Source organism: Pseudomonas sp. UBA7500, assembly GCF_002478435.1.
Taxonomy (GTDB): domain Bacteria; phylum Pseudomonadota; class Gammaproteobacteria; order Pseudomonadales; family Pseudomonadaceae; genus Aquipseudomonas; species Aquipseudomonas palmensis.
In genome coordinates this window covers 272,376-288,429 of the sequence record NZ_DLNW01000028.1, presented here as the reverse complement: position 1 = coordinate 288,429, position 16,054 = coordinate 272,376, and the positions used below count along the sequence as shown (strand labels likewise).

The following is a 16,054-nucleotide window of genomic DNA, read 5'->3' as shown; positions in this document are numbered from 1 at the left end:
GCTTGCACCATTGAACAGGTGAAACGTCGACGGATTACTGCGCGTCAGGGCCGTAGATGTCGAAGTTGAAGTACTTGTCCTGGATCTTCTTGTACTCGCCATTGGCACGGATGCCGTCGATGGCGGTGTTGATCTTGTCCTTCAGGGCGTCGCCCTTGCGCACGGCGATACCGATACCGTCACCGAAGTACTTGGCGTCGGTGAAGGACGGGCCTACGAATGCATAGCCCTTGCCGGCGTCGGTCTTGAGGAAGCCGTCTTCGAGCAGGGTCGCATCGGCCACGGTGCCATCCAGACGACCGGCGGCAACGTCCAGGTAGATTTCGTTCTGGGTGCCGTAGGGAACGATGGTGGCGCCTTTGGGGGCCAGCACTTCCTTGGCGAAACGGTCGTGGATCGAGCCACGCTGAACGCCGATCTTCTTGCCCTTGAGTTCGTCCAGGCTGTCGCTGACGGTGGTACCGTCCTTCATCACCAGGCGGGCCGGCGTGAGGTAGTAGCGCTTGGTGAAGTCCACGGACTTCTTGCGATCATCGGTGATCGACATGGACGACAGGATGGCGTCGATCTTGCGCACCTTGAGCGCCGGGATCAGGCCGTCGAACTCCTGCTCGACCCAAACGCACTTGACCTTCATCTCTGCACACAGCGCGTTGCCGATGTCGTAGTCGAAGCCCACGATGCTGCCGTCCGGCGCCTTGGAAGCGAACGGTGGGTAGGCGGCCTCGATGCCGATCTTCAGTGGTTTTTCATCAGCCAGCGATGCCAGGGAAAACACGGACAGCGCCAGGGCGCCAAGCAGTGCGAGTTTCTTCATCTGGGAACTCCATCGGTAAAGGGCAATACGTGACAGGCCGATTGGCCGTCGACGTTGCGAATGGGTACAACGCGAGCTGCGCAGGGCTCGACGAAACAGGGTCGAGGCATCACGAGCGAGTGATTGGCATTTTAGCGACAGCTCCGAACCCGATATTTCTTCAATGCGACAACTAGTTACAGAAGCGCCGGAAGTCAGGGCCGGAGATATTGACAGCTTTCGCGGAATATGCAAAAGCGAGAGACAAATAACCTATCAATCAAGCAATAACCGCGCCCATTATTGGCAAAGCCTTGTAATCCGGCAAGTGCAGCGTGGCAGCCATGCAAAATTGGCGTGGTGGATGCGCCCGGATCGGGCGGCGGCGTTTCCCAATGCCCCGTTTGTGTGCGAAACCGGTGACAGAAAAGGTTACCGATGAAAGTCGGCGTAACAGGCATGAAAAAGCCCCGCAGTGCGGGGCTTTGTGCTGACAGCCAACCGGCCCTATCGCCGGCAGGCCGACCCCTACAAGGGCCGGCCTGCCGGCGATGACTCAGGCCGACGCCAGGTTCATCGACTTGTGCGTGTCGATCAGGTGCTGCACCACACCCGGGTCGGCCAGCGTCGAGATGTCGCCCAGGCCGTCGTACTCGGCCGTGGCGATCTTGCGCAGGATACGGCGCATGATCTTGCCCGAGCGGGTTTTAGGCAGCCCTGGCGCCCACTGGATCACGTCTGGCGAGGCGATCGGCCCGATCTCCTTGCGCACCCAGTTCTTCAGCTCCAGACGCAATGCTTCGCTCGGCTCCTCGCCACCGTTGAGCGTGACGTAGACATAGATGCCCTGCCCCTTCAGATCATGCGGCACACCGACGACCGCCGCCTCGGCGACCTTCGGGTGCGCAACCATGGCGCTCTCGATCTCGGCGGTCCCCATGCGGTGGCCCGAGACGTTGAGTACGTCGTCGACCCGGCCGGTGATCCAGTAGTAGCCGTCTTCGTCGCGGCGCGCGCCGTCACCGGTGAAGTACATGCCGCGGAAGGTCTTGAAGTAGGTGTCGACGAAACGGTCGTGATCGCCGTACAGCGAACGCGACTGGCCCGGCCACGAATCGAGGATCACCAGGTTGCCCTCGGCGGCGCCGTCGATCAGGTTGCCCAGGTTGTCCACCAGCGCCGGCACCACGCCGAAGAACGGACGGGTGGCCGAGCCCGGCTTGAGCGCAGTGGCGCCCGGCAGCGGGCTGATCAGGATGCCGCCGGTCTCGGTCTGCCACCAGGTGTCGACGATCGGGCAACGCTCCTTGCCCACGGTGGTGTGGTACCAGCTCCAGGCTTCAGGGTTGATCGGCTCGCCCACCGAGCCCAGCAGGCGCAGGCTCGAACCGTCGGCATCCTTCATGGCCGCCTGACCTTCGGCCATCATCGCGCGAATGGCGGTGGGCGCGGTGTAGAGGATGTTGACCTTGTGCTTGTCGACGATCTTCGCCACACGGGTGATGTCCGGGTAGTTCGGCACGCCTTCGAACAGCAGGGTGGTGGCGCCGTTGGCCAGCGGGCCATAGACGATGTAGCTGTGACCGGTTACCCAGCCCACGTCGGCGGTGCACCAGTACACGTCACCAGGGCGATAGTCGAACACGCGCTCATGGGTCAGCGAGGCGTACACCAGGTAGCCGCCAGTGGTGTGCAGCACGCCCTTGGGCTTGCCGGTGGAGCCGGAGGTATAGAGGATGAACAGCGCTTCTTCGGCGCCCATCTCTTTCGGCGCGCAGTGGGCAGAAGCCACTTTCATCAGGTCTTCGTACCAGATGTCGCGGTGCTGGTGCCAGGCAATGTCGCCACCGGTGCGCTTGCACACGATGATCTTCTGCACGCTGGCGGTTTCCGGGTTGGTCAGCGCCAGGTCAACGTTGGCCTTGAGTGCGGTACGACGCCCGCCACGCAGCCCTTCGTCGGCGGTGATCACGACCTTGGACTTGCAGTCGATGATGCGCCCGGCCAGCGCCTCGGGCGAGAAGCCGCCGAACACCACCGAGTGGATCGCGCCGATACGCGCGCACGCCAGCATGGCGACCACGGCTTCGGGAATCATCGGCATGTAGATGGTCACCACGTCGCCGCGGTGCACGTCCTGGCCACGCAGGGCGTTGGCGAACTTGCAGACCTGCTCGTGCAGTTCGCGATAGGTGATGTTGCGGTGCTCGGAAGGGTCGTCGCCTTCCCAGATGATCGCCAGCTGATCGCCACGCTCGGCCAGGTGACGGTCCAGGCAGTTGTAGGAAACGTTCAGAGTGCCGTCGGCAAACCACTTGATGTCGACATGGTGGTCGTCGAACGAGGTCTGCTTGACCTTGGTGAAGGGCTTGATCCACTCGAGGCGCTGAGCTTGCTCGCGCCAGAAGCCGTCAGGGTTGATCACCGACTGCTGGTACATGGCCTTGTAGGTCGCCTCGTCGGTCAGCGTGTTGGCCGCAACCTCGGGACGCACGGGATACAGGGGAGCCGCACTCATCTTTGTTACCTCGGTGTAATAGTTGTTTTTGTATGACCTCGTTTTAACTGTACCAGAGCGCCAAGGGCCATTCGACGTTGGTAGTAACGGGACCTGCATTTGGTCCAACACTGCGCGCCGACCGCTCTGGCACGGGCGTTCCAGCGCGGCAACAGATAGAAAAATAAATCCCGAGGTGAAATTTCAACTGATTGTTACAGTTTCCGCCAACAGTGTTTATCAAAACGGGCTCTGTTTCGGGGCCCGCCACACTCCTAGAATTCACCTCGCCAGCAACGGCAACGCGAATTAACTGGTAACAGCCCCCACGAAGGCATGTTAATCCCGCGATAACCCTGAAAGTTTCAACTTGCTGCACACGCCGCGCCACAAGCGCAGCGTGACCCCTTACGACCTTAGACAGGTAACTTGAAGATGAAAGCTTTACTGGTATTGGCACTCGGTAGTTTTTGCGCATCGGCCATGGCGGCTGAAGTTGCAGATGTTTCCGCCGAGCAGATTCCGGTTGAACAATACAGTTACTCGCAACATCTGGACATCGCCAAAGTCATTTCCATGACCGAAGTCCCGAACGTCTGCGAAGTGGTTCCGGCCCGCATGACCTACGAGGACTCCCAAGGCCAGAAGCACATTCTCGAATACCGCGTCATGGGTAACGGGTGCTCCAACGGCTGATAGAGCACACTGACGGTAGTTGCGCCTCGGGCCTTGTGTCGACGAGGCGCACCCTCGCTGCAAACAGTAACTTCCCCGCCTTTAAAGTCACTCCACAACTTTGCCGATTGCGTAATCACGCAACTTGTTGGCAATGGTGGTATGCGAAACGCCCAGGCGTTTACCCAGTGCTCTGCTACTGGGGAATTCACCCTGCAAACTTTCAAGTACGGCTTTTTCGAAACGACCGACTATTTGCGACAGGTCACCTTCCAGGGAAAACTCGCCCAAAGGTTGGCGCGCGCCATAATCGGGCAGGCGAATATGCTCGGCCTTGACCACCCCGCCGTCGCACAATGAAACCGCCTGGAACAGTACGTTCTCCAGTTGCCGCACGTTGCCCGGCCAATGGTATTGGCTCAGGCGCTCCATCGCCGCCGGTGCCAGGCTCGGCAACGGGCAGCTGATCTGGCGGCTGGCCTGGTCGAGAAAATGCTCCACCAGCGGCGCCAGGCCGTCCAGGCACTCGCGCAGCGGTGGAATGTGCAGCGACAGCACGTTGAGGCGGTGATACAGGTCCTGGCGAAACTCGCCGCGGGCGCACAACTCCGACAAGTCCACCTGGGTCGCGCAGATCACCCGCACATCCAGGTACACCTCCTCGTCACTGCCCACCCGGCGAAAGCAACCGTCCTGCAGAAAGCGCAACAGCTTCACCTGCAGGCGCGGGCTCATCTCACCCACGCCGTCGAGAAACAGCGTGCCGCCCGCGGTCAGTTCCAGCAGGCCAAGCTTGCCCTCGGCGCGGGCGCCTTCGAACGCCCCCGGCCCGTAGCCGAACAGCTCGGTCTCGGCCATCGACTCGGGCAGCCCGGCACAGTTGAGCGCCATCAGCGGCGCCTGCCCACGCGGACTGGCCAGGTGGCAGGCACGGGCCAGCAGCTCCTTGCCGGTACCGGTCTCGCCCTCGATCAGCAGTGGCGCATCCAGCGGCGCCATGCGACGTGCCTCGCGCACCACCGCCGCCATCACCCTGGAGCTCTGGAAAATGCTGTCGAACCCACGCAGCTCCTGCTTGCGCACGTTGTAGATGCGTTCGCCGATTCGGTCAGCCCGGTGCAGGGTCAGCACGGCCCCTGCCAGCGCCTCGCTGTCATCGTGCTCGGACTGCAGCGGTGCGATATCGGCCAGGAACACATCGCCTTTGATCTTCACCCGCAAGCCGTTGATGCGTGACTTGTTGGCCCGCACCAACTCCGGCAGGTCGAAATCCTCGGCATACCGCGACAATGCAATGCCCGGCACTTCGTCCACCCGCACCCCGAGCAACTGCGCCGCCGAACGGTTGGCCGCGACGATCGAGCCCCCCATGTCGATCGACAGCACGGGAAAATCCAGCGCACCCAGCAAGGCATTGAGCTCCATGTGCCGGCGCTCGCTGGGCATCAGGCCCACCCGCTTGACCCCGAACACGCCGGTAATGGCTTCGAACTTGGGGCGCAGCGCCTGGAACTGCAGGTTGATCAGGTTCGGGCAGTGCAGGTAGATGGCATTGCCATGCTCGCCCCCCACCTCGCCGCGGGCCACGTTGATCCCGTACTCGACCAGCAGGTTGAGCATGTCGCGCAAGATACCGATGCGGTTCTGGCAGTGCACTTTGATACGCATGAAAGGTCCTACAAACAAGAAGACGAGGCCAACTATCTGCACAACGGCATGAATTCTCGTAAAGAATACGTTACAAAAAGGCGGATTCACAGCTACCAGCACCTGCGTTTTTTCGGCACTTCGGCACCACCGTAAAATCTGCGTTACAAAAATACGGTTGAACCGCCCGCCGGGCACGAGGCAACGGGATGCAAACACCAGGGTGAGGGGGTATTCCTAGGGCATGGCGAAAGCCACCCTATAACAATAAAGGCCCTCATCAGGAGAGCAGCATGAAACAGACGCACTACGTGGCCCGCGAGCCCGATGCGCAGGGTTTTATCGATTACCCGCCGCAGGAACATGCGGTGTGGAATACCCTGATCACCCGCCAGCTGAAGGTGATCGAGGGGCGCGCGTGCCAGGAGTACCTGGACGGCATCGAACAACTGAACCTGCCTCATGACCGCATTCCGCAACTGAGCGAGATAAACCAGGTACTGGGCGCCACCACCGGCTGGCAAGTTGCCCGCGTGCCGGCCCTGATCCCCTTCCAGACCTTCTTCGAACTGCTGGCCAGCAAGCGCTTTCCGGTGGCCACCTTCATTCGCACCGAAGAAGAACTCGACTATCTGCAAGAGCCCGACATCTTTCACGAGATCTTCGGCCACTGCCCGCTGCTGACCAACCCCTGGTTTGCCGAATTCACCCACACCTACGGCAAACTCGGCCTGGCCGCGACCAAGGAACAGCGCGTCTACCTGGCCCGCCTGTACTGGATGACCATCGAGTTCGGTCTGGTGGACACCCCGCAGGGCCGCAGGATCTACGGCGGCGGCATCCTCTCCTCGCCCAAGGAAACCGTCTACAGCCTGTCCGACGAACCGGAACACCAGGCCTTCGATCCGCTCGAGGCCATGCGCACGCCGTATCGCATCGATATCCTGCAGCCGGTGTACTTCGCCCTGCCGCAGCTCAAGCGCTTGTTCGACCTGGCCCACGAAGACATCATGGGCATGGTTCAACGCGCCATGCAGCTGGGCCTGCACGCCCCCAAATTCCCCCCCAAGGTGGCCGCTTGAGCCACCCTGTACACCTATAACAACCACTTGCGGAAGAATCACCTATGAACGCCTTGAACCAAGCCCATTGCGAAGCCTGCCGTGCCGACGCCCCACAGGTCAGCGACGAAGAACTGCCGGTACTGATCAAGCAGATCCCGGATTGGAACATCGAAGTGCGCGACGGCATCATGCAGCTGGAAAAAGTGTTCCTGTTCAAGAATTTCAAACATGCCCTGGCGTTCACCAACGCAGTGGGCGAAATCTCCGAAGCCGAAGGCCATCACCCTGGCCTGCTGACCGAGTGGGGCAAGGTCACCGTGACCTGGTGGAGCCACTCGATCAAGGGCCTGCACCGCAACGACTTCATCATGGCCGCGCGCACCGATGAGGTCGCCAGCACCGCAGAAGGTCGCAAGTAATGCACTTCGGCGCCATCGCGCGCGTGCCAGGCGACCCGATTCTGGGGCTGATGGAGGCGTACGCCAGGGACACCAACCCCGACAGGTTCGACCTGGGGGTTGGCGTGTTCAAGGACGCCCAGGGCCTTACCCCGGTGCCCAAGGCGGTCAAGCTGGCCGAACAGCGCCTGCTCGACGCCCAGACCAGCAAAAGCTACGTAGGCGGTCACGGGGATGCAGCCTTCGGACAACTGATCGCGCAACTGGTACTCGGTGACGACGCGCCACTGCTCGCAGCCCGGCGCGCAGGCGCCACGCAAACCCCGGGCGGCACCGGCGCACTGCGACTGGCGGCGGAGTTCATCCGCCAGTGCCTGCCAGGGCGTGGCATCTGGCTGAGCGACCCGACCTGGCCGATCCACGAAACGCTGTTCGCCAGTGCCGGCCTGAAGGTCAGCCACTACCCCTATGTGGGCGCAGACAACCGCCTGAACGTGACCGGCATGCTCGCGGCACTGGAATCGGTGCCCACGGGCGACGTGGTGCTGCTGCACGCCTGCTGCCACAACCCCACCGGCTTCGACCTGTCGCAGCAGGACTGGCAGGCGGTGCTGGAAGTGGTCAAGCGCCGCGAACTGCTGCCGCTGATCGACTTCGCCTACCAGGGCTTCGGTGACGGGCTGGAGCAGGATGCCTGGGCCGTGAGGCTGTTTGCCCAGGCCCTGCCGGAGCTGCTGGTGACCAGTTCGTGCTCGAAGAACTTCGGCCTGTACCGCGAGCGCACCGGTGCGCTGCTGGTATGCGCCGACAGCGCCGAAAAGCTGCAGGATGTGCGCAGTCAGCTGGCATCGATTGCACGCAACCTGTGGTCGACGCCGCCAGACCATGGCGCGGCGGTGGTGGCGACGATTCTTGGCGATCCGGCGCTCAAGCGCCTGTGGGCCGACGAAGTCGACGCCATGCGCCAGCGCATCGCCATGCTGCGGGTCGGCCTGGTCGAGGCGCTGCAGCCCCATGGGCTGAGCGAGCGGTTCGCGCATATCGCCGCGCAACGCGGAATGTTCTCCTACACCGGCCTCTCACCGCAGCAAGTGACGCAACTGCGCGAGAAGCACAGTGTGTACATGGTCGGTACCGGGCGGGCGAACATCGCCGGGGCGGATGCGGCCAGGCTGCAGGTGCTGGCGGCGGCCATCGCGGACGTCTGTCGCTGAAGCCTTCGTCGGCAAGGCCGGCTCCTACAGGGACGACGTCGATCCGTGTAGGCGCTGGCCGTGCCGGCGAAGCCGCTGAAGGCCACCAATCAGCAGGAAAATTCATACTGTCATCCAGACTCCTGTATCCTGCCCAGGCTTTATCGAAGCCAAGCGCGCCTTGCGCAGCCTTTCCACCTTATAAACTTGCGAGGAACGACGAGATGCATGAAATCCCGAATCTTCCCTTCCCAAGCCTGAACCAAGCCGAGCAGCCTGCTGCTCCTCTCAGCGCCGAACCTGCCCACGTGGCAGATTCCGATGGCGACGAAACCCCGAGCGCCGAACAGGAATAAACCGCGCACTACCCGGCGTGTGAAAACCACTACGACAGGGGACGACCCCGGCAACGGGTTTTCACACCGCCAAGAACCCTCCCCGCGCTCCACAGGTCTATGATAGGCACTCCAGCCCGTCACCTCCCGGACCTTCCATGCCTGTCACACCGCGCCCCCTGGCGGTCACCCTGCAAGTCGTCTCCATCGTGCTGTTCACCTTCATCGGCTACCTCAACATCGGCATTCCCCTGGCCGTGCTGCCCGGCTTCGTGCACGACACCCTGGGGTTCGGCGCCGTGGTCGCCGGCCTGGTGATCAGCGTGCAATACCTCGCCACCCTGCTCAGCCGCCCCTATGCCAGCCGCCTCATCGACAATCAGGGCTGCAAGCGTGCGGTGATGTACGGCCTGGCCGGCTGCGGCCTGAGCGGCGTGTTCATGTTGCTGGCCGCCTGGCTGCAGGCCACGCCCTGGATGAGCCTGACCAGCCTGCTGGTGGGGCGCCTGGTCCTGGGCAGCGCCGAAAGCCTGGTGGGTTCGGGCGCCATCGGCTGGGGCATCGGCCGGGTGGGCGCGCAGCACACCGCCAAGGTGATCTCCTGGAACGGCATCGCCAGCTACGGCGCGCTGGCCATCGGCGCACCGCTGGGGGTGGTGCTGGTACAGCAGCTGGGGCTGTGGAGCATGGGCGTGAGCATCCTGCTGCTGTGCGCGGCAGGCCTGGCGCTGGCCTGGCCCAAGCAGGCGGCGCCGATCGTCAGTGGCGTGCGCATGCCGTTTCTGCACGTGCTGGGGCGGGTGTTCGGGCATGGCTCGGGGCTGGCGCTGGGCTCGATCGGCTTTGGCACCATCGCCACCTTCATTACCCTGTACTACGCCAGCCAGTCCTGGCACAACGCCGCGCTGTGCCTGAGCCTGTTCGGCGCCAGCTTCATCAGCGCACGCCTGCTGTTCGGCAACCTGATCAACCGTCTGGGCGGCTACCGTGTCGCCATTGCCTGCCTGAGCGTGGAGACGATCGGCCTGTTGCTGCTGTGGCTGGCCCCCAGCGCCGAACTGGCACTGGCCGGTGCGGCACTGAGCGGCTTCGGCTTTTCGCTGGTATTCCCGGCGCTGGGGGTAGAGGCGGTCAATCTGGTGCCGGCAGCCAACCGCGGTGCCGCGGTGGGGGCCTACTCACTGTTCATCGACCTGTCGCTGGGTATCACTGGCCCACTGGCGGGGGCCGTGGCGGCAGGTTTCGGCTTTGCCTCGATCTTTCTGTTTGCGGCAATCGCCGCCTTGTGCGGCCTGCTGCTCAGCCTTTACCTGTACCGCCAGGCACGACTGAACCCGGTACGCCACACGCTTCAGTAGTCGATCTTGCCGCGCCCGGCCTTGATCGCACCGCGCTTGCTCTTTGACTCCAGGCGACGGGTCTTGGAGCCCAGGGTCGGGCGCGTAGGCCGCCGCGCCTTCTCGACCTTCACCGCCGCCAGAATCAGTTCGCGCAAGCGCTCCAGGGCGTCGGCCCGGTTCTGCTCCTGGGTACGGTATTGCTGGGCCTTGAGCACGATCACCCCGTCGCTGGTGATCCGGCTGTCACGCAGGCCCAGCAACCGTTCCTTGTGAAACGGCGGCAGTGACGAGGCATTGATGTCAAAGCGCAGGTGCACGGCGCTGGAGACCTTGTTGACGTTCTGCCCACCGGCGCCCTGGGCGCGAATGGCGTTCAATTCGATCTCGTCATCGGGAATGTGCACGGCGTTGGAAATGATCAGCATGGGCCTGGCTTTGCGCGAATTGGCCTTCAGGATACCCGCCCTGGTGCACAAAACCAAAAAGCCCGGCACAAGGCCGGGCTTTCATTGCAGCATCCTGCGCTTACTTGAGGGCGGCGCTCGGCACTGCAGGGGCGCCGTTGGCGCTGCGCTTGCTCTTGAGCCAGTAGAAGCCCCACATCACCACCAGCCATACCGGAATCGCGTACACCGATACACGGATGCCCGGCATCAGCAGCATGATGCCCAGGATGAACACCACGAACGCCAGGCAGAGGTAGTTGCCGTAGGGGTAGATCAGCGCGCGGAACAGCGACTTCTGACCGGTACGGTCCATGTGCTGGCGGAACTTGAGGTGCGAGTAGCTGATCATCGCCCAGTTGATCACCAGGGTCGCCACCACCAGCGACATCAGCAGCTCCAGGGCGCTGTGCGGCATCAGGTAGTTGAGCAGCACCGCCACCACGGTAACGGCTGCCGACGCCAGAATCGAGCGTACCGGCACGCCACGCTTGTCGATCTTGGCCAGGCTGGCCGGCGCATCACCCTGCTCGGCCATGCCGTAGAGCATGCGCGCGTTGCAGTAGGTGCCGCTGTTGTACACCGACAGCGCCGCGGTCAGCACCACGAAGTTGAGGATATGCGCTGCGGTGTTGCTGCCCAGCAGCGAGAACACCTGCACGAACGGGCTGGCGCTGTAGGCATCGCCCGAGCTGGTCAGGCTGCTGACCAGGCTGTCCCACGGGGTCAGCGACAGCAGTACCACCAGGGCACCGATGTAGAAGATCAGGATGCGGTAGATGACCTGGTTGATCGCCTTGGGGATCACGGTCTTCGGCTTGTCGGCCTCGGCTGCGGTGAACCCGAGCATTTCCAGGCCGCCGAAGGAGAACATGATGATCGCCATGGCCATCACCAGGCCGCCGACGCCGTGCGGGAAGAAACCGCCGTGGGCCCACAGGTTGGTGACCGAGGCTTCAGGGCCGCCGCTGCCACTGACCAGCAGGTAGCTGCCCAGGCCGATCATGCCGACGATGGCCAGCACCTTGATGATCGCGAACCAGAACTCCGCCTCGCCGAACACCTTCACGTTGGCCAGGTTGATCGCGTTGATGAGGATGAAGAATGCGGCTGCCGAGGCCCAGGTGGGGATCTCCGGCCACCAGTAGTGGACATACTTGCCGACCGCGGTCAGCTCCGACATCCCCACCAGGATGTACAGCACCCAGCAGTTCCAGCCCGACAGGAAGCCGGCGAAACCGCCCCAGTACTTGTGGGCGAAGTGGGCGAAGGAGCCGGCCACCGGCTCTTCGACGATCATCTCGCCCAGCTGGCGCATGATCAGGAAGGCAATGAAGCCGCAGATCGCATAGCCCAGGATCATCGACGGGCCGGCCGATTGCATCACCCCGGCCGAACCCAGGAACAGGCCGGTGCCGATGGCGCCACCGAGGGCGATCAGCTGGATGTGGCGGTTTTTCAGGCCACGCTTGAGCTCACCTGAATGCGAGTTTTGTCCACTCATGAACGGAGTCACCTGTTTGTTTTTATCTGTGACGGAATCGGACCCACCGCGCTCGTGGCGCAGCGGAATTAACAAGGTGGTATACCTTGAGGAGTCTTGGACCAGAGCCTTCGGTACGGGCGTCAGCCCGAGGCGAATCAGCCCGGAGTCAGCAAGGTTGCGCGGTACGCAGTTGGGTCACAGTTAAAACGCGGCGCATTGTATACCCTTGCTTTGGCGCAGGGGTCAACACGTTGCGTGACTGTCGGATGACAAGACGCAGCGGTCCGGCGGGGGTTCTGAAGCCTGGGGGAGTGTACGGCGTGCATGGCGCCTCCATTTCTTGTTATGGCTTGCCCAGCTCTGCGGCGGGGCTTTTGCACTTGGCAATGGCGGCTATCACACCGTGGTTGCGGGGGTTGGGCAAGAGGTTGACGTGGACGGAAGGTGAGCGTCGCCGACGTTTTCGGCAAGGTTTGTTTACAGCCTGAAGGATGGGCTGGCTTGCCCAATCAGTACGCCACAAGTCGTAACGAATTATTTACGACGTGGTTCAAAAAGTTTCCACTGGTTGCCTTGGAGTGTCTGCGCCGGCCCTCCGCCGGCAACGCCGACTCCTACACTGCGAGTGCAATGCCTGTAGGAACCGGCCTTGCCGGCGAAGGGCACGTGAAAACACCACAGGCACAAAAAAGCCAACCCGAAGGTTGGCTTGTGTGAGCGCTTACTCAGCCCGCGGCGGCTTGCCACGGCTGCTGCCCGGCCGCTTGGGTGCGGAGCCGGCCGGCTTGCGCTTGTTCATGTCGCTCGGACGCTCGGCCACGGTGCTGCGGCCCTTGCGTGGCGAGTCGTCACGCGGCTGGCGCGCTGCGCGCTCGGTGGGCGCGCCACCTTCCTTGGCCGGGCGCAGGGTGCGCACGCGCTCGCCACGGCCCACCGGCTTGGACGACTTGCGCTGCATGCGCTCGAGCTTGTCCTTGACCTTGGCCTTCATCGCTGGCATCGCCACCGGCTTGAGCCCCACTTCGGCAGCCAGGATGTCCACTTCGCCCTGGCTCATTTCGCGCCAGCGGCCCATCGGCAGGTCGCTGTTGAGGAACACCGGGCCAAAGCGCACACGCTTCAGGCGGCTGACCACCAGGCCCTGGGATTCCCACAGGCGACGCACCTCACGGTTGCGGCCTTCCATCACCACGCAGTGGTACCAGTGGTTGAAACCTTCACCGCCCGGGGCTTCCTGGATGTCGGTGAAACGCGCCGGACCGTCTTCGAGCACCACGCCCGCCTTCAGGCGCGCGATCATGTCTTCGTCCACTTCGCCGCGTACACGCACTGCGTATTCACGGTCCATTTCGGACGACGGGTGCATCAGGCGGTTGGCCAGCTCACCATCGGTGGTGAACATCAGCAGGCCGGTGGTGTTGATGTCCAGGCGACCGACGTTGATCCAGCGGCCCTCTTTCGGGCGCGGCAGGCGATCGAACACGGTCGGGCGACCTTCCGGGTCGTCACGGGTGCAGATCTCGCCGTCGGGCTTGTTGTACATGATGACGCGGCGCACGGTCTCGGCGGCTTCTTCACGCTTGATCAGGCGGCCGTCGACCGAAATCGCGTCGTGCATGTCGACGCGCTGGCCAAGGGTGGCGTCCACGCCATTGACCTTGATGCGACCCTGGCTGATCCAGGCCTCGACGTCGCGGCGCGAACCCACGCCAATGCGCGCGAGTACCTTTTGCAGTTTTTCGCCGGCTGGACGCGGCGGGCTATCGTGCAGATCCTGTTCACTCATCTGGGCACCTCCCGGTGTAGTGCTGCTGAAAATCATTGAATTGGCCAAACAAGCGCCAAAAAAGGTCGCGAATCATACGCCGAACCGACGACAAACGCACCACAGACTAGCCGATATTGCACCCCAGGACGCTGTTTTCCGCTCGAAGGCCGCTCAGCCCTGCGGCGAACCGGGCGCTGCCTGGCCCTCATCGGGTTCATCGGCTTGCTCGAGCAGGTCGTCGAAGTCGGTCTTGAGCCCCTGCTCCATCGAGTCCAGCTCCAGCAACAGGCTGTGAAAGCTGGTCTCCTCGACCGGGGCTTCGGGCTCGGCGCTCTCGTCGGCCAGGGCCTGCAGGTGGGCCGGCACTGGTGCGTCATCCACTTCCAGCAATGGCTCGGGCTCCATCTCGCGCAACTCGGCCAGCGAGGGCAGCTCGTCGAGGTTCTTCAGGTTGAAGTGGTCGAGAAAGGCCTTGGTGGTGGCGAACATCGCCGGTTTACCGGGCACTTCGCGGTAGCCCACGATGCGCACCCACTCGCGCTCGAGCAGGGTCTTGATGATATTGGTGTTCACCGCCACGCCCCGCACATCCTCGATCTCGCCACGGGTGATCGGCTGGCGATAGGCGATCAGCGCAATGGTTTCGAGCAACGCACGCGAATAGCGCTGCGGCCGTTCTTCCCACAGCCGCCCGACCCAGGGCGCGTAGTCCTCGCGGATCTGCAGGCGGTAGCCCGAGGCCACCTCCTTGAGCTCGAACGCGCGCCCGGCACAGGACTTGCGCAGCACCTCGAGGGCCTTCTTGAACACGCCGGGCTCAGGGCGCTCGGCCTCTTCGAACAGCTCGTACAGGCGCTCCAACGATTGCGCCTTGCCAGAGGCGAGCAGGAAGGCTTCCAGCAGCGGCGCCAGGTCACGGGGGTCGGTCAGGTTCATTGGGGTGCTCGTGTACGGTTATTCGGCCCGGGCGCGGACATGGATGGGAGCGAAGGGCTCATTCTGCACCAGTTCGACGAGAGATTCCTTGACCAGTTCGAGGATGGCCATGAAGGTCACCACCACCCCCAGCTTGCCCTCCTCGGCCGTGAACAGCTCGACGAAGGGCACGAAGCCGCCGCCCTTGAGGCGCTCGAGCACATCGCTCATGCGCTCGCGGGTCGACAGCGCCTCGCGGCTGACCTGATGGCTCTCGAACATGTCACCGCGGCGCAGCACCTCGGCCATCGACATCAGCACCTCTTCCAGCGCAACGTCGGGCAACAGCTTGCGCGCCTTGGCCTGGGGTGCCTCCAGGCGCGGTACGATCACCTCGCGGCCAACCCGGCTCAGGCCGTCGATGCCTTCGGCGGCGGCCTTGAAACGTTCGTACTCCTGCAACCGGCGAATCAGTTCGGCACGCGGATCGTCCTCTTCCTGCTCCACTTCGGCCGAGCGCGGCAGCAGCATGCGCGACTTGATCTCGGCCAGCATCGCGGCCATCACCAGGTACTCGGCGGCCAGTTCCAGGCGTACGGTCTTCATCAGCTCGACATAGCCCATGTACTGGCGCGTGATCTCCGCCACCGGGATGTCGAGAATATCCACGTTCTGCTTGCGAATCAGGTACAGCAGCAGGTCGAGCGGGCCCTCGAAGGCTTCGAGGAACACTTCCAGCGCATCGGGCGGGATGTACAGGTCCACCGGCATCTCGGTCATGGCTTCGCCATACACCATCACCAGTGGCAGCTCCTGCTGGGCGCCGGCCTGTGGGTCCAGGGCCGGCTCGACCGCAGCGACCTGGTTCACGCTTCGGCCATGAAGGGCGCCGGGTCGCCGCAGCCTTCACGCACCAGCACCGCCTCCTCCCCGGTCAGGTCGATGATGGTGGAGGCCTTGAGGTCGCCGTAACCGCCGTCGATGATCAGGTCGACCTGTTTTTCCAGGCGCTGACGGATCTCGTACGGGTCGGTCATGGGTTCGTCGTCGCCTGGCAGGATCAGGCTGACGCTCATCAACGGCTCGCCCAGCTCTTCGAGCAAGGCCAGCAGAATGGGGTTTTGCGGCACGCGCAGGCCGATGGTGCGGCGCTTCTCGTGCAACAGCAGGCGCGGTACTTCGCGGGTGCCATTGAGGATGAAGGTATAGGGCCCCGGCACATGCGCCTTGAGCAGGCGGAACGTGGCGGTGTCGATCTTGGCGAACAGGCCCATCTGCGACAGGTCGCAGCAGATCAGCGTGAAGTTGTGGCTCTTGTCCAGCCCGCGCAAGCGGCGCACGCGCTCCACGGCAGACTTGTCGCCGATCTGGCAACCCATGGCGTAGGACGAATCGGTAGGGTAGACCACCACCCCACCCTTGCGGATGATCTCGACGGCCTGCTTGATCAGGCGCGGTTGCGGGTTTTCCGCATGAATCTGGAAAAATTGACTCACG

16 protein-coding genes are annotated in these 16,054 nt (G+C 63.2%); 7 read left to right on the top strand and 9 right to left on the bottom strand.

The window, feature by feature from the left end; translation table 11 throughout:
* Window positions 1-34 precede the first annotated feature (34 nt).
* Together B4I46_RS14525 and acs are read right to left on the bottom strand one after the other, a co-directional pair.
* Window positions 35-817, bottom strand: coding sequence for an ABC transporter substrate-binding protein (locus B4I46_RS14525; protein ID WP_043860283.1), 783 nt, complete (start codon window positions 815-817; stop codon window positions 35-37).
* A 535-nt stretch (window positions 818-1,352) separates the two neighbouring features.
* Complete coding sequence (gene acs / locus B4I46_RS14520) at window positions 1,353-3,314, bottom strand: acetate--CoA ligase (RefSeq protein ID WP_258662373.1); 1,962 nt, start codon at window positions 3,312-3,314, stop codon at window positions 1,353-1,355.
* A 414-nt stretch (window positions 3,315-3,728) separates the two neighbouring features.
* Between acs and B4I46_RS14515 the strand changes: the two genes are divergently transcribed.
* Window positions 3,729-3,989, top strand: a complete 261-nt coding sequence (locus tag B4I46_RS14515; protein ID WP_043860281.1) for a DUF2790 domain-containing protein — start codon at window positions 3,729-3,731, stop codon at window positions 3,987-3,989.
* An 87-nt stretch (window positions 3,990-4,076) separates the two neighbouring features.
* On the opposite strand, the gene B4I46_RS14510 is transcribed toward B4I46_RS14515, so the two are convergent.
* A complete protein-coding gene (locus B4I46_RS14510) occupies window positions 4,077-5,636 on the bottom strand; it encodes a sigma-54-dependent transcriptional regulator (protein ID WP_286900706.1) in 1,560 nt (519 codons plus the stop codon).
* Window positions 5,637-5,908: 272 nt separating this feature from the next.
* On the opposite strand from B4I46_RS14510, the gene phhA reads away from it, so the two are divergent.
* The 5 genes from phhA (at window position 5,909) to B4I46_RS14485 (ending at window position 9,963) form a co-directional block, all read left to right on the top strand.
* Window positions 5,909-6,697, top strand: coding sequence for a phenylalanine 4-monooxygenase (gene phhA / locus B4I46_RS14505; RefSeq protein ID WP_043860279.1), 789 nt, complete (start codon window positions 5,909-5,911; stop codon window positions 6,695-6,697).
* Between the two features lie 44 nt (window positions 6,698-6,741).
* Window positions 6,742-7,098 (top strand): 4a-hydroxytetrahydrobiopterin dehydratase, encoded by a 357-nt coding sequence (locus tag B4I46_RS14500; protein ID WP_036994257.1) that lies wholly within the window; start codon window positions 6,742-6,744, stop codon window positions 7,096-7,098.
* On the top strand, window positions 7,098-8,291 hold the full coding sequence (locus B4I46_RS14495; RefSeq protein WP_210014469.1) for an amino acid aminotransferase: 1,194 nt from the start codon (window positions 7,098-7,100) through the stop codon (window positions 8,289-8,291). Before B4I46_RS14500 ends, B4I46_RS14495 begins: the two co-directional genes overlap by 1 nt.
* A 203-nt stretch (window positions 8,292-8,494) precedes the next feature.
* On the top strand, window positions 8,495-8,626 hold the full coding sequence (locus B4I46_RS14490) for a hypothetical protein (protein WP_255002693.1): 132 nt from the start codon (window positions 8,495-8,497) through the stop codon (window positions 8,624-8,626).
* Window positions 8,627-8,763: 137 nt separating this feature from the next.
* A complete protein-coding gene (locus tag B4I46_RS14485) occupies window positions 8,764-9,963 on the top strand; it encodes an MFS transporter (protein ID WP_058540765.1) in 1,200 nt (399 codons plus the stop codon).
* Here B4I46_RS14485 and arfB read toward each other — a convergent pair.
* The gene (arfB, locus tag B4I46_RS14480; protein ID WP_043864296.1) at window positions 9,957-10,370 is read right to left on the bottom strand and encodes an alternative ribosome rescue aminoacyl-tRNA hydrolase ArfB; all 414 of its coding nucleotides are present in this window, start codon (window positions 10,368-10,370) and stop codon (window positions 9,957-9,959) included. The two genes, B4I46_RS14485 and arfB, sit on opposite strands and share 7 nt — an antisense overlap.
* A 100-nt stretch (window positions 10,371-10,470) precedes the next feature.
* A complete protein-coding gene (locus tag B4I46_RS14475) occupies window positions 10,471-11,892 on the bottom strand; it encodes an amino acid permease (RefSeq protein ID WP_043864106.1) in 1,422 nt (473 codons plus the stop codon).
* 426 nt (window positions 11,893-12,318) lie between these two features.
* On the opposite strand from B4I46_RS14475, the gene B4I46_RS14470 reads away from it, so the two are divergent.
* A complete protein-coding gene (locus B4I46_RS14470) occupies window positions 12,319-12,591 on the top strand; it encodes a hypothetical protein (protein WP_152644145.1) in 273 nt (90 codons plus the stop codon).
* A 4-nt stretch (window positions 12,592-12,595) separates the two neighbouring features.
* Here B4I46_RS14470 and rluB read toward each other — a convergent pair whose 3' ends face one another.
* The 4 genes from rluB to B4I46_RS14450 form a co-directional block, all read right to left on the bottom strand.
* Window positions 12,596-13,660 carry a 23S rRNA pseudouridine(2605) synthase RluB gene (rluB, locus tag B4I46_RS14465; RefSeq protein ID WP_043864107.1) on the bottom strand — a complete coding sequence of 355 codons (1,065 nt, stop codon included), beginning with the start codon at window positions 13,658-13,660 and terminating at the stop codon, window positions 12,596-12,598.
* A gap of 153 nt (window positions 13,661-13,813) precedes the next feature.
* Window positions 13,814-14,578 carry an SMC-Scp complex subunit ScpB gene (gene scpB, locus B4I46_RS14460; protein WP_043864108.1) on the bottom strand — a complete coding sequence of 255 codons (765 nt, stop codon included), beginning with the start codon at window positions 14,576-14,578 and terminating at the stop codon, window positions 13,814-13,816.
* Between the two features lie 18 nt (window positions 14,579-14,596).
* Window positions 14,597-15,295 carry a segregation and condensation protein A gene (locus B4I46_RS14455; RefSeq protein WP_162484885.1) on the bottom strand — a complete coding sequence of 233 codons (699 nt, stop codon included), beginning with the start codon at window positions 15,293-15,295 and terminating at the stop codon, window positions 14,597-14,599.
* Between the two features lie 128 nt (window positions 15,296-15,423).
* Entirely contained in the window at window positions 15,424-16,053 is a 630-nt protein-coding gene (locus B4I46_RS14450) for an L-threonylcarbamoyladenylate synthase (RefSeq protein ID WP_043864297.1), read from the bottom strand.
* Window position 16,054 lies beyond the last annotated feature (1 nt).

Bases quoted from the DNA above. Each gene is read 5' to 3' on its own strand.
- B4I46_RS14485 (WP_058540765.1), top strand. From the start codon at position 8,764: ATGCCTGTCACACCGCGCCCCCTGGCGGTCACCCTGCAAGTCGTCTCC.
- B4I46_RS14510 (WP_286900706.1), bottom strand. From the start codon at position 5,636: ATGCGTATCAAAGTGCACTGCCAGAACCGCATCGGTATCTTGCGCGAC.
- rluB (WP_043864107.1), bottom strand. From the start codon at position 13,660: ATGAGTGAACAGGATCTGCACGATAGCCCGCCGCGTCCAGCCGGCGAA.
- B4I46_RS14515 (WP_043860281.1), top strand. From the start codon at position 3,729: ATGAAAGCTTTACTGGTATTGGCACTCGGTAGTTTTTGCGCATCGGCC.
- B4I46_RS14495 (WP_210014469.1), top strand. From the start codon at position 7,098: ATGCACTTCGGCGCCATCGCGCGCGTGCCAGGCGACCCGATTCTGGGG.
- B4I46_RS14475 (WP_043864106.1), bottom strand. From the start codon at position 11,892: ATGAGTGGACAAAACTCGCATTCAGGTGAGCTCAAGCGTGGCCTGAAA.
- arfB (WP_043864296.1), bottom strand. From the start codon at position 10,370: ATGCTGATCATTTCCAACGCCGTGCACATTCCCGATGACGAGATCGAA.
- B4I46_RS14525 (WP_043860283.1), bottom strand. From the start codon at position 817: ATGAAGAAACTCGCACTGCTTGGCGCCCTGGCGCTGTCCGTGTTTTCC.
- B4I46_RS14500 (WP_036994257.1), top strand. From the start codon at position 6,742: ATGAACGCCTTGAACCAAGCCCATTGCGAAGCCTGCCGTGCCGACGCC.
- acs (WP_258662373.1), bottom strand. From the start codon at position 3,314: ATGAGTGCGGCTCCCCTGTATCCCGTGCGTCCCGAGGTTGCGGCCAAC.
- scpB (WP_043864108.1), bottom strand. From the start codon at position 14,578: ATGAACCTGACCGACCCCCGTGACCTGGCGCCGCTGCTGGAAGCCTTC.
- B4I46_RS14490 (WP_255002693.1), top strand. From the start codon at position 8,495: ATGCATGAAATCCCGAATCTTCCCTTCCCAAGCCTGAACCAAGCCGAG.
- phhA (WP_043860279.1), top strand. From the start codon at position 5,909: ATGAAACAGACGCACTACGTGGCCCGCGAGCCCGATGCGCAGGGTTTT.